At 57.0% G+C, this 13,302-nt stretch carries 6 protein-coding genes; 4 read left to right on the top strand and 2 right to left on the bottom strand.

Annotation, left to right across the window (positions count from 1 at the left end; all coding sequences use genetic code 11):
- Positions 1-47: 47 nt before the first annotated feature.
- Together HB778_RS35110 and HB778_RS35105 are read right to left on the bottom strand one after the other, a co-directional pair.
- The gene (locus tag HB778_RS35110) at positions 48-1,391 is read right to left on the bottom strand and encodes an IS1380 family transposase (protein WP_183461167.1); all 1,344 of its coding nucleotides are present in this window, start codon (positions 1,389-1,391) and stop codon (positions 48-50) included.
- An 829-nt stretch (positions 1,392-2,220) separates the two neighbouring features.
- Positions 2,221-2,616, bottom strand: a complete 396-nt coding sequence (locus HB778_RS35105) for a hypothetical protein (protein WP_183465454.1) — start codon at positions 2,614-2,616, stop codon at positions 2,221-2,223.
- Positions 2,617-2,823: 207 nt separating this feature from the next.
- Between HB778_RS35105 and HB778_RS35100 the strand changes: the two genes are divergently transcribed.
- The 4 genes from HB778_RS35100 (at position 2,824) to HB778_RS35090 (ending at position 13,247) form a co-directional block, all read left to right on the top strand.
- A complete protein-coding gene (locus tag HB778_RS35100) occupies positions 2,824-3,645 on the top strand; it encodes a DMT family transporter (protein ID WP_244662066.1) in 822 nt (273 codons plus the stop codon).
- A 91-nt stretch (positions 3,646-3,736) separates the two neighbouring features.
- Entirely contained in the window at positions 3,737-4,978 is a 1,242-nt protein-coding gene (locus HB778_RS42080; RefSeq protein ID WP_244662065.1) for an argininosuccinate synthase-related protein, read from the top strand.
- Positions 4,975-5,718 (top strand): 2OG-Fe dioxygenase family protein, encoded by a 744-nt coding sequence (locus HB778_RS42075; RefSeq protein ID WP_244662064.1) that lies wholly within the window; start codon positions 4,975-4,977, stop codon positions 5,716-5,718. Before HB778_RS42080 ends, HB778_RS42075 begins: the two co-directional genes overlap by 4 nt.
- Before the next feature lie 1,079 nt (positions 5,719-6,797).
- Positions 6,798-13,247: a non-ribosomal peptide synthetase gene (locus HB778_RS35090; RefSeq protein WP_244662063.1), complete on the top strand. Its 6,450-nt coding sequence runs from the start codon at positions 6,798-6,800 to the stop codon at positions 13,245-13,247.
- Positions 13,248-13,302: the final 55 nt, after the last annotated feature.

Here is a 13,302-nt window from a genome sequence, read left to right as displayed (position 1 = left end):
TGGAGGGTCAAGGTATCGGGTTCGGCGGGGCTTTGATGCCCCGGCGCTCATGGCCCTGCGGGCTGCAGCGTGATGGCGATCGTTCGGAACAGACTTGCTTCGGGACAGGCGGCGGCGAAGGCCAGACGGATGCGCGAGACGGTTTCGGTGACGCGGGCGCCGAGCTTGAGAAGCCTGAGCCGCAGTGTAGCGAACTCGGCGTTGCACAGATGATGGGTCGTGGGCACCGCCTCGCGCAGGGTGAGCATCAACCAGTATGCGGCGGTGTGCAGGACGAGACGGACCTGGTTGGCAATCGGTGAGCGGCAGCTGGTGCGGTCGGAGGCGAGCTGGCTCTTGTGCATCTTGATCAGGTTTTCGGCCTGGCCGCGGGCGCAGTAGATCACATCGTAGACATGCTCGGCGGAGCCTTTGTCGAGATTGGTGACGACGAAGCGGATGTCGAGGCCGAGGGTGGTTGCCTCGATGCGGGCGCAGGCGCGGCGTTCCGTCTTCCAGGATTTCGCCTTGTATCGGGTCTCGGCATAGCCGCGCAGCACCGGCTTCTGCTCGAGCGCGCGGCGGGTGCGGATATCGTCGGCGGCTTCATCAACGAGACGCTGGAGAACCTTGTTGCCGGGCAATCCGAAGAGGTAGTCGACCGCATTGTCCTCGCACCATGCCATGACTTGCGCCCGGCCATAGTGGCCATCGCCGCGGATCAGAATGCGGGTGGTCGGCCAGCGGGCGCGGATGCGCCGGACAAGCCGGCGCAGATGGCCGCGGATCTCCTTGCCCGCCGGGGTCCTGCCAGGACGCAGGATCATGGCGACCGGGCGTCCTGTCGCGGCGTCGTAGATGTGGATCGGCAGGAAGCAACGCTCGTCGTAATGGGCGTTGAACAGCGAGAGCTGCTGATGGCCGTGAACGACATCCACCGTGTCGTCGATGTCGAGCGTGACGCTTTTGGGCGGCGCGGCATAGCTCGACAGCCACAGATCGACCAGCACCCAGCCGAGCCGGATGACGGTGCGCAGGTCGGGCAGGTTCTCGAGGCGCGAGCATGTCGGCTGCGAGCACAGATCAATCCCGCTGTCGGGCAGCCGCCCGCAGGCGAGCTTGAAGGCCGGGTCGGTGCGCAGCCGGTCGAGATCGTTGGCATCCTCGTAGCCGCATGCGATCGCAAAGATGCGGGCGCGCACAATGTCGGCCATGGCGTGCGTCACCCGCGCTGGATCGCGCGGATCGTGGATCGCGGCGGCCAGCCTGTCGGCCAGTTGCAGGCGTCGCTCGGCCGCTGCCAAAAGCATGACGCCACCATCCGAGGTGATGCGTCCGCCGTCAAACGCAGCTGTGATCTTCTTGCGTCCAACGGCTGGAAATGAGAGCGGCAGCAACGTATCATCGGTCATGGCGGGTGTGGCTCGCGAGAGGCGGTGGCAGGGTTGGCTTAGACAACCGAATCCTACGCCAAATCAATCGCTTAGGCTACATCCGCCAACCTCTCAGACGCAACGTCGTGCATAAGACGGGCTAGTTGAGAGATGCCGGATGTGCCGCAGTAGTGCGCAAAATCTTCCGTCGGCTCGGAAAGCTCAGTTTTCGCGAGTAGACCGCATGTTGGGCGGGCCTGGTCATGGTTGATGTCTCCTCAGTCCGTGCCTCAGCGCGATTGCGGATAGCCCTGCATGCATCGTGCCGAACGAGGATATCGTGTCAAAACAATACGATCACTCATAGAGCGCTGTGTCTCATGCCCTACATCGTCGAGGATCCGACAATGAGTATGCGGAAGAACCTGATCAGGATGACGGTCCCACCGTTTATTATCGCCGCTCATCCCGCCCCTGATCACCCCATCACGCCGATCCGCACTCGCCGGGCTGCGCAACCCAGACCAGCTCCGCCCGGCGAGCGCTGACCATTGTGCCTCAAAAAAGGGGTCCCTTTTGTGCGGGCCGATTGACATGGACCGCACCGACTGGAGGCAGAGGGACCCGCAAGAAGAAGCGGTGGCAGAAAGATGTTGCTTTGCCGCGAGATGAACGATGGAAGCGGCGCCTGCCATGGGTGCTCCGCCAGCGCCGGGCTGTGCCGTAGGTCAACTGCGCCAGGATTGAAGCTGCCCTTGAGAGCCATGCGCCGACCTTCGCCGGGCCGGGCGCGAAGAGCGCCGACGGATGGACGAAGTGCCCTCCCCTGAAGTGCTCGACGAGCGCGGCCCGCGTGTCCGTCTCAATTTCATGGGCAAATTTGCTGTCTTCGTCGAGGAGCCGCATACAGCGATCCATCCTTAGTATAGCCGTAGATGTCGTCGGAGGCGCCGGACTGGATCGAGATGTTGCAGCCGGCGAGCTTGAGCACGAGCAAGGCGATCAGCGTGACGTCTTCGATCGGCGCACGCACGAGCGCTTCGTGGAGCGCATCGGTGCACAGCTCGCCGATCATCTCTATGCCTTTGCGCGTCACATCGGGGCGAGGCTTAGAGACCGCGCCGACGTCGTTCGGACCGCTCTGCGAGCCGGAAGCCGCCTTGCCCTTCGGCTTCTCATTTGCGACAGGGCCCTGATGAATTGCCAAGCCGGGCTGCAGCGGGAAACCTGTCCGGATAACAGGATCACAGCGTTCGGTTTGCATGCCCAGCAGTCGGACTCCTTGTCGGCCTTCTGACAACGTTGGGCATGAAACACTGCACTATCAGAGCGATCATGTGGTCTAAAAATGGTTTTCTGGATTGGCACGACATTTGCTTCGGACATCGATGAGCGCCTCGCGGAAGGCCGGACAGTTCCGCGAATTCTGCACAGTAGGATGGATGATGGCCAGCACAAAGGATACTTGACCGTGGACGTTTTCGAAAGTGCTTCAATACCTGCCAGGAGGTCACTGACCTCATCCTTCTCGGCCGACCTGGCCGTACTGGGTGTCGCATTCGTTTGGGGCGCGAGCTATCCGGTCGCGAAAAGTGCACTATTCTATGCGCCGGTTTTAATCCTCATTCTTTATCGTTTCCTGATTACCACGATCTTTATGGCAGTGGTGGCAAGACATGAGATCGCATCGATCTCTTGGGGCGATTGCATCCGTGGCCTCGTATTGGGGACAATACTTTTTTCGATTTTTATTGCTGAAACTTACGGTGTTGCATCAACAAGCGCCATGAATACGGCCATGATCATTTCGCTTTGTGTAATTTTCACGCCGATCATTGACTATGGGCTATCAGGGCGACTTCCACCTACGGGCATATTGGCAAGTGCCGCCATATCCTGCATCGGTGTCGGCCTTCTCACTGGCGGGATCGGCAAGTTCAGTCCGGGTGACGCGCTTGTGCTGGGGGCTGCGATTCTGCGAGCAATTATGGTCGTTTCTACCAAACGCCTTCTGGCCGGCCGGCAGATTTCGTCTGCGGCACTGACGGCCATCCAGGGATCGGCGGTGGCAACACTCACTTTCGTTTTGGCCGTCGCTCAATTCGGAATCTACGGCCTTACTGTGAAGGCCACCCCTCAGTTTTGGGGCGCCGTCGCCTTCCTTTCACTCTTCTGCACCATCGGTGCATTCTACATTCAAAACGCCGCGGTCAGAAAATCCACGCCGACACGGGTTGGCTTGCTGATGGGAACAGAACCTTTTTTGGTTTCGTCCTCGCGCACCTTCTCCTGACAGAATCTTTGACCGCAACGGGCTTGATAGGTGCCGGCCTCATCCTCGCCGGAACCTTTGCCGGCATCTTTTTGAGAGTAGGACCTGACAAATGAACGCCGTCTCAACTTCGATCAAACCATCTATCGGCGGCATTTTGAGTTTCGAAGATCTGGAGGCTTTTCCGGACCGAAACGCACCAGTTGCAACCATGTTCAGCGGTGGTCTCGACAGCACCTACCTTCTCTACAAGCTGCAAAGCCTTGGCTTTGCGAATATTGAAGCTGTCGCGGCGGATGTCGGAACTTCCATCGATAAGCCTTTGCTGGAACAGACGGCAGCCAGGTTCGGCGCGCGCTTTGTCTGTCTCGAAGGGCGGGAAGCTTTTGTCGAACAAGGCGTGAAACCCGCCATTCGGGCCCATGCCAAGTACCTTGGCAACTATCCGTTAAGCAGTTCCTTGAGTCGTCCTGTAATCGCCTCGTTGATTGTTGATCATGCAACATCAATCGGCTCACGGCTGCTTCTTCATACAGCAAGTCTTTCGCAGAATAGTCTTCCGCGTCTTAACAATAGCATCAAGCGCTCGGGATTTTCCGGTCACTTCGGTAGTCCGTATGAATGCTCGGTGATTTCCCGGCAGCAGAAGGCCGCCGCCCTCTCCAAGTTCGGACTGACTTTTGTGACGGACCGCACGTGGAGCGGAGACGAAAACCTCTGGTGCCGGGAATTCGAGTCTGGACCTTTGGAAGATCCCGAGAGCTTTTCTATCCCGGAAGAGGCATTTGATTGGACGCGCAACATTGCCGCAGAGCAGCCGGTAGAGATCAAACTCGGATTTATCGACGGAAATCTCGTGTCAATTGATGACCGTGATGTTGCACTGATCGACACAATCCTGCTCCTGAATAAAACAGTTGGTAAATTCGGACACGGCCGCTTTGTCGGGCTCGAACACATCTCAACCGGCGAAAAGGTTCTCGAAGTCCGCGAGGCCCCAGCGGCGGCCATCATCATGGACGCGCTGCGGCACCTCGAAACCGCTTCCCTTGGCGTCGGATCAATCGTGTTGAAGCAAGGGCTTGAGCAAGCCTGGTCCCAGGAGGCGGTGTCAGGTGCATGGAGCAGTACTATTCACAAGATGTGCGAACGGGCCATAGCGTCCGCACTCGAGGGCGTCAGCGGGAGCGTCAGCTACATAGTCGATAACACGCGCTTTTTACCTCGGTCCATCATAGCCAGCACGCCGAAATACATTACGGACCGCCACCTGTGGGAACACCAAGCCGCGAGCCACCAAGCGTCCTCTAAAACTTCCCCCTCGCCAAATTACCAAGACGGGAGACACCCATGAAAAAGGTCGCACCCCAGGCGCTATGCAGCCTCAGTCAAGTATGCACTGATCATCTGGTGACGAATGGATGGTGGTTTTCGAGAGGTGAGCGCACCGAAGCCGGCTTCGGCATCGAAATTGATGCTGGCTGGAAGAATTTTGCTGACCATTGGAACCGACTGCTTCTCGATGAATACATGCGTGACGGCGGGACCTATCGCTACCGGCGCTATAGTGCGTTTGAATATGACGCAGTTGACGGAATTTTTCGGCTCCTGCCGCATGCCCCTTACGAGCAATCGAAAGCCATCAACCCCTTGAATGGCGGCTTCAAGCGCTACTTCGAGCCCTTTGAACAATCCTTTATAGATCATCCTGTCTTAAACAAGATTCTGACAGGTTTCTGCAGAATTCTATGTGAAACCGCTGGACATGATCGTTGGAATATTAAGCTCCATCCCTACCGGATTGTTGCACGCGACGGTGTAAACGGCAAACCAGCACCCGAGGGCCTTCATCAGGACGGAGTGGATTTCATCGTTTCTTACATGATCGGGCGGGTTAACGTGACCGGCGGTGTGAGCACGATTACAGATGCCGCAAAGCGGTTCCTCGGCGATGTCGAAATGAACCTTCCAAACGATTTTGTGATCTGCAACGACCGCAAGACGTTTCATGATGTATCATCGATCGTGACCGAAAATCCGAAAATGCCGTTCGCATATCGTGACGTCCTTGTCATCGCCTTCGAGAAACTATGAATCAAGTCTAGAACCTAAGCACGTCGCGACAATCGGAGGAGCTCCATCCACCACAACTCGCCTAATGCAAGCCCCATATCGCGCAGGAACACCACGTGCAGCGGATAGATCGTGTCGTGCGGTACTTCGAACGGCTCGACCTCAACCCCGACATTGTCGAGCGCGACAGCGGCTACTTCTTTCTGATGTAGCCACTGCGCCGTCGAGAGGGCCAGGCCAGGTGCGCCTTCGCGCCAAATGCTGGCGGTTATTTTGATTCATTGCGGGGCGTTTGCTTTCTGCGGCCAGACTGTCCGTCTTGAGATCCGCGATCAAAGTCTCGATGAAAGTGACATCGACATCGAACTCATCGGGGGTCGGGACGGCGACTGTTGCTGATGCCGGATTGTCGTGGCTATACGCATTGGTCCGCGTCATGCCCTCGTGAAAACGAATGGCGAGGGTCTCGGACAGATGGACCATTCGCAATCTCTGGGTTTCGATCCGATCGACGCCCCTGCGAACCACGTCGCAGAAGATATGTTCTTCTACAAGACGCTCATAACCGCTTACGCTCCAGTCGGTGCGTAATAGAGCGGGACATAGGTTCTGCCGTCGCCGCCGCCGCGGTTCTTCGACCATGTCCGCGCATAGCGCCGAACGGCGTCGTAGCTGGCCATGCTATTCTGGCAGCGCGAAGCGCGTGATGCGTGTCCAAAACCTGACATCGTCAGAAAACATGTCAGGTTCAAAACACATCTTGGGCACTGTGGAGGTTTTCAACGCGTAATCATGCGCATCCCGCGCGCGGAGCGCGCTGGCACGGCCTTTGCTGAATGAGATGCAGCGACATTGAGTGAGGGCTGACTGCACGCAGAATCTTCCCTTGAACCCGGCGCCTCGTCTCTAAGAGGGAAACAAGCTTGCGCATAAAGTTGCGCAACCTTTGGCAATAGCTTTGGAGCAACATGGTCTTGCAGATTGAGCCCCCGGCGTGGCGAGCCCCTCACAAACTTCCAGGCCTGGAATCGGCTCTGGAGTGAGGGAGACCCCAAAAATTGTAGGTTTCGAGTGCCGCGGAGCTAGCGGCGCAGAGCTGGATGCGCATGTTTAACGAAAATTCACGTGAGAAGCACAAGCTGGACGGACGTCGGCTCACCGATGTAATCGCGGCTATCGATGAAATCGGGGCATCGTTTCCGGACAGAATCGCGATTACGCACGGCGCGGCAGAACTCACATATGGTGAGCTGCGAGTCATGTCGGCCAGCATCGCGAGCACTCTACGAGAGCGCTGCGCGGTGGGAACGATCGTGGGCTATTGTGGTGAACGAAATCCCGATTGGGCCGCTACAGTAATCGCAATTCTGAAGGGCGGCTCAACATATTTGCCGCTCGACCCATCTTTGCCGGCCTCACGCACTTCATTCATGATCGAGCAGAGTGGATGCACTCTGATTATCGGGCAAGAGCGACCGGAAGCCCTTGGTCTGCTTCAAGAAACCAGCCACGGCAATCGAGAATTCATGACGGTGCAGACCGCGTTAATTAGGGACCGTGCCTCTTCTGCGATGCCCTCTTCGGCTGAGTGCGGTCTCGCTTACATCTTGTTTACGTCCGGTTCGACGGGGTGGCCCAAAGGCGCGATGGTCGAGCGTGCCGCACTAAACAACCATCTGATAGCCAAGATCGATGCGCTCGAGCTGACCGAAAAGGACTGCATCGCTCAAACTGCATCGCATTGCTTTGACATCTCGCTGTGGCAGCTTTTGGCAGGGCTATGCGTTGGAAGCCGCGTCACGATTATAGACGATGCCACGCTTAGATCTCCGATGGCTCTTCTTAAGGCGCTGCAGGAACAAGGCGTCACAATTGTCCAATTCGTCCCATCGGTTCTTGCCATATTTGTTGAATATCTGCAGACACTCGCGGCCGACGAGCGGCCTCTCACTGCGTTGCGCATGATCTCCGCGGTCGGCGAGCCGCTGACGCCTGCCCTGGCGCGCGCCTGGCTGGCACTGTATCCCCAAGTCCCAATTCTCAATCACTATGGCCCGACAGAATGTGCTGATGGGGTTACCCACCATGTGGTTTCTGTCCCGCCTAGTGCAACTGACGCCTATGTACCGATCGGTCGGCCGATCTCCAATCTTGAAGTCTATGTCGCCGATGGATGGCGGCTGTGCAGGACGGGTGAAGTCGGCGAGATCTGTGTCAGCGGAATCGGTGTCGCTGCTGGTTACATCAATGATTGCGCGCGTACCAAAGATGCTTTTTTTCCAAACCCGTTCTCCAGCCATCCATCCCATCGGCGCCTCTACAAGACAGGTGATCTCGGACGCTTCAGAGCTGACGGCCTGCTGGAATGTCTTGGCAGACGAGATCGTCAGGTCAAGATCCGGGGGCACCGGGTCGAGCTTGGAGAGATCGAGTCTCGGCTCTGCACCCATCCTTCGGTAAGTGGCGCCGTCGCCGTAGCACCCGTCAATGAAGGCGTGAAGCTTACAGCAAGAGACATAACCAAGGCCGACGGAGGGATCAGGCCAAGACGAATAGTGGCCTATGTATCGGCCCCTCCCGAAGTCTTGGAAAGCGGACTCCGAAGCTTTGTTGCCGAAACGCTTCCTGCCTACATGGTCCCGGAGCGAATCATTCATGTCGATGGCATTCCAATTACCAGAAACGGGAAAGTCGACTTTGCAGCTTTGCCGGATCCGGCGACCATTCGCCCTCAGCTACTGAATCCGTTGGAGGAACCAAAGACGGAGCTCGAAAGCAAGCTGCGAGATATCTGGTCCAGCGTTCTTCGCATCAAAGGTATCGGCGTGAACGACCAATTCATGGACCTTGGCGGGGATTCGCTACGGGCGATGCTTATATTAGCCCAGCTACAGAGGCAGCTCGGGGCGAAGGTGGATTTCAGGCTGGTGCTAAATGGGACCGTCAGGTCGCTGGCGGCATCGCTATCAAGCCAATCCGAAACGACACATAACGTGCTTCCAGTGGGCCGAAAGCACGGACGATCAACGCTGACACGGGTGCAGGAACACCTGTGGTTCCTCTGGCAGCTCGATCCGGATGCGAAGAACTACGTCGTTCAAGGTGGCGTGCGTATACGAGGAGCAATCGATCTGACTGCTTTCAATGAAGCTTGGATCGATGTCGTCGGGGCCCACGACGCGCTTTCGGCACGTTTCAGCGACGAAGACGGGCCGGTCCAGATTTTTGATGATCCGCACTGCGCCAATTTAGAGTTGGTTGACACCACTCACCTTACGCGACAGGAGGCTGAGGAGCTTGTGGCGGAGATGCGGCGGACCGAGCTCAACCACACCTTTGATCTCAGTCAGGGCCATTTGTTTCGTGCGCGCATGATCCGCCTTGCCGCGAACGACCATCTAATACTGATAACCGCACACGAAATCATCATAGATGCTTGGTCGATCTCCGTCCTGCTCAGAGACTTGCGAACGAGATACTCCAATGCTGCCCCGTTCTCTCCAGAGCATCGTGTGTCACTATCGGCCTATGCGCTCTGGGAAAGTGTACACGTTACACCGGACTTGCTGGTTGAGCAGCGGCGCTACTGGCGTGGGCAGATCGGCGACAATCCGCCCGCGCTTTTGTTAGCGAGTGATCGACCCCGGCCGAAAGGGAGTTCCTACCGTGGAGCCTCGCATGCGGTTCCCCTTGGTGAAGAACTGTCCGATCAAGTGAGGGGTTTTGCACGTCGGCACAGGTGCACCACATCCACGATCCTGTTGGCATGCTTTAAGCTCCTGTTGCGGATGTATAGCGGCCAGGACGATATCATCGTCGGTATACCACACGTCGTGCGCGACCAGACAGGCACTGAGGAGATCGTTGGCTTTTTCCTCAATATGCTACCAATCCGAACGACGATCGATGTCAATAAGTCCTTTGTGGCTCACGTAACTCATGTGCAAGCCCTTGTCAGCGATGCCATCGCGAACTCGGCGTATCCATTCAGTTGGATGGTGAGGGACGCCCGATTGTACCGCGAAGCCGGTCGATCTCCAATCTTCCAAGTCATGTTCAACATGTACTCCGAACCCCAGGAGCCACCGGCCGAACGCGATTTGGATCTGACGTTTCGTGAATATGACACAGGCTATGTGAAGTTCGACCTTACCCTGTATGCGCAAGACCAGGGCGATGCGATTGCGCTGCAACTGGCATATGCGGAAGACATTTTTTCAAGTGACCTGATTGCTCGCATGGCCGCCAATCTTCGCCATCTTATTGCTGCCTGTGTCGACAGGCCGGCTGAGCCGATTGTCGCCCTGACCTGCCTGTGCCCCTCGGAGGTCGCCATGCTGGACGCGCTCAAGGGCCCTGAGCAGGTATATGAGAACGAACCTTCGCTCGTGGAAGCCTTCGATCAGGTCAGCGCAAAGAACGACGGGGTGGCGTATTTCGGCGAGTTCGGAGAAGTCACGTTCGGCCAACTGCGCGAACGCATGGCGGCGATCCAGTCCGCTCTGCGTACCGGCGAGGTAGGGCCGGGCGACATGGTCGCCATGCTGATCGACCGGTCACCTGAAGTGGCCACTACAACTTTGGCTATCCGGGCAATGCAGGCGACCGTCGTGCCTATATCGCCAGATTGCCCGAAGGAACGGATCAGCCACGTTGTAAGAGATAGCGGTGCAAAGCTCCTAATTCACGCCAGCGCGGACGAAGAGATCGATTTCGGTGTGCCGTCCGTTAGCTTGTCTTTCCTGCAGGCGAGATACTACCCCGTTCGGGCAATGCACTGCGAGGTCGAGCAGCCTGATAACAGCGCAGCCAGCCTGATCTACACCTCATCCTCAACGGGTAAGGCGAAAGGCGTTCTCATACCTGAGCCCGCAATACTCAATCGACTGAACTGGATGTGGCGATGCTTTCCGTTTGATGGCGCCGACGTGATCGTTGTTCAGAAGTCGGCGGGACTTGTTGCCGCAGCATGGGAGTATTTTGGAGGACTCCTGAAGGGGGTCCCAACGCTGATCCTGACCGATGACCAGTTGCTCGACCCCGACCTCTTGTTGAGTGCCTTGACTAGGCATCGCGTGACTCGGTTGTTCGCTTCCCCGCCCATTCTGTCCGGTCTGATCGCCTCTCAAAAACGACATGCGGAAACGACCAGCTTGCGCCTAGTCACAAGCAGTGCTGAACCGATGCCGCCATCGCTTCCTTCTCGTTGGCGACAGAGCTTTCCAGATGTGCCGCTATGGAATTTTTATGGCGCCACGGAATGCGCGTCTAATGCGGCAGTCTACGCAACATCGGAGGCGGACGATGGCTCTAAAGCTGTGCCGATCGGGCGCCCAATCGACAATGTGAAGATCTATGTGCTCAATGCACAGTTGGAGCGGGTTCCCGTCGGGGTAGCAGGCGAACTCTGCGTCGCGGGACGCTGCGTAAGCACGGGGTACTGGCGGGACCCAGAGCGAACGAAGCAAAGTTTCGTGCCCAATCCATACGATGACTGCCAATACGGCCTTCTTTATCGCAGTGGCGATATCGCCCGCGTCTCAGCCAAAGGTGTTTTGGAGATTTGCGGTCGATCGGACAATCAAATCAAGCTCCGAGGTTTCCGAATTGAGCTGGAGGAAATCGAAACCGCCCTTGAAGCGCATCCTGGCATTGCCAGGGCAACCGCAGTCGTTCGGGGAGTGGATGACAATCGCCGACTGGTGGCCATAGTGGTCCCAACTGACGACGGCCTTACCTCAGGAGACCTTGTGAATCACCTACGGCAGGAATTGCCGCCCTACATGATTCCATCCGATTTTCGCATGGTGGACCGTATGCCACTGACGGCGAGCGGGAAGATAGATCGTCGTCGCCTCTCTTCTGTCCGATCCCGCGAGCTTCGGAATGCCCAATCTACTGAGCCGCGCACGGAGCGGGAGAGACTTCTTGCCGAGATCTGGCAAGAACTGTTAGGCGCCAAATCCATCGGGATCGATGACAGCTTCTTTGATATCGGCGGAAACTCTCTTCTGAGTGTGCGTTGCGTTACATTAGCGCGTAAAGCCGGACTGAGCTTGACCGTTGGCCAACTGTACAGAACATCGACCATTCGGGAATTGGCCAAGGAAATCGCATCGGCCACGACGATCTCTGCCTATGAGGCTCCCGATGGACCGTTGCGAGTGACTCCCGCCGTCTCATCTTGGAACAGCCTTGTCGGATTAGGCGAGCACTACAACCTTGGCGACCTTTTCTTCCTGCCCGCGGGTCTCCTGAATCTATCAATCCTTGAAGGCGCCCTTGCTCATGTCATTGGTCGGCACGAAGGACTGAAACTTCGAATAGTCCAAACCGAGAGCGGCCTATCTCAGGCAATCGGATCGGTACCCAATCCCCTCGTGGAAGAAATAGACCTGGTCGGCATGGCCACGGCAAAACAGCTGACGGTCATCGAAGGCGCCTGCGCAGAGCGTCAAACCAGGTTTCGGTTTGACGGTCAGACACCCCTCGTCAGGCTTTCAGCCTTCCGGACATCAGAGAGCGGCAACTACTATCTGCTTGTTTTGATGCATCACTTTGTAGCTGACGGGACTGGGTACCGACTGTTCCTAAATGCACTGGAAACAGCCTACAATACGCTAGCCGTAGGCGGGACCATTGCGGATCCAGAGACGACGCCTCTCTCTCAGTGGCTGGAGCGATTGGGCCATTACGCAGATAGCGAAGCGCCAACCGAACTCGAATATTGGGAGGGGGTTCGATATGATCTGCTCGATATGCATGTGAGCGATGCTGGCTCGGGTACAGCGGAATTTTTAGATGAAACTGCAAGAAGGCTCCATTACGCCCGCTTGGAGGGATTGGTAAATGAAGAATATTGCAGCCAACTGTGGGAAGATCAGGCCAAATATTGCGTAACGATCGGCGAGAAGGCGACGGCCAGACTTCTCAATGTCTCGGCGACGTCTGCGCAATGCGAGGATTTTGATATATTCCTTGCGGCTGTGTCAGGGGCGTTTGGCCGCGCTTTCGGGAATTACTCGCTCTGGATCGACAGCCTCACATCGACCAGAGGTGAGTTATTCGACGACATCGATCCGTCTCAGATCATCGGCTATGTCGGCGAACTGGTTCCGCTTCCCTTATATCTGACTGGGAAGGAGTCTCGTCCGGATCGCGCTCGTTCGATATATCGGCAGCGCAACGCGCTGCCGCGCCGGGGGATCGGTTTTCGGGCGATGAAGTTCTTGAATCGGGATCCGGCAGTGCGGAAGCGGATCGATCATTTGCCGTTGCCTAGGATCGGACTGAACTATCGAGCACGACTGCAACGCCATTATCCACGGCGTCTGCTAGCCAGAGATCCGCACTCACTTTGGATCGGCGAAGATATGGAGCAGTCCGCCATGAACTACCTCTTCTGGTTTCGTGTCGGATACGAAGCTGGCGAGCTACAAATCGAAGTGAGATACGATCCAAGACAAGTTGGCTATGGAACGACCCGCAACCTCTGCACAATCTTGCGCCAGGAACTGCTCCAGATAATCAATACATCTGAAGATGTGTAGCCGACCTGTCAACCGACAATAGGTCCGGGGTAGGGGTTGAGGAAGAGGGGGCAAT

This window comes from Mesorhizobium huakuii (genome assembly GCF_014189455.1).
GTDB classification, from domain to species: domain Bacteria; phylum Pseudomonadota; class Alphaproteobacteria; order Rhizobiales; family Rhizobiaceae; genus Mesorhizobium; species Mesorhizobium huakuii_A.
This window is presented reverse-complemented; position numbering and strand designations above follow the sequence as displayed.

Bases quoted from the DNA above. Each gene is read 5' to 3' on its own strand.
- HB778_RS35105 (WP_183465454.1), bottom strand. From the start codon at position 2,616: ATGCAAACCGAACGCTGTGATCCTGTTATCCGGACAGGTTTCCCGCTG.
- HB778_RS35090 (WP_244662063.1), top strand. From the start codon at position 6,798: ATGCGCATGTTTAACGAAAATTCACGTGAGAAGCACAAGCTGGACGGA.
- HB778_RS42075 (WP_244662064.1), top strand. From the start codon at position 4,975: ATGAAAAAGGTCGCACCCCAGGCGCTATGCAGCCTCAGTCAAGTATGC.
- HB778_RS42080 (WP_244662065.1), top strand. From the start codon at position 3,737: ATGAACGCCGTCTCAACTTCGATCAAACCATCTATCGGCGGCATTTTG.
- HB778_RS35110 (WP_183461167.1), bottom strand. From the start codon at position 1,391: ATGACCGATGATACGTTGCTGCCGCTCTCATTTCCAGCCGTTGGACGC.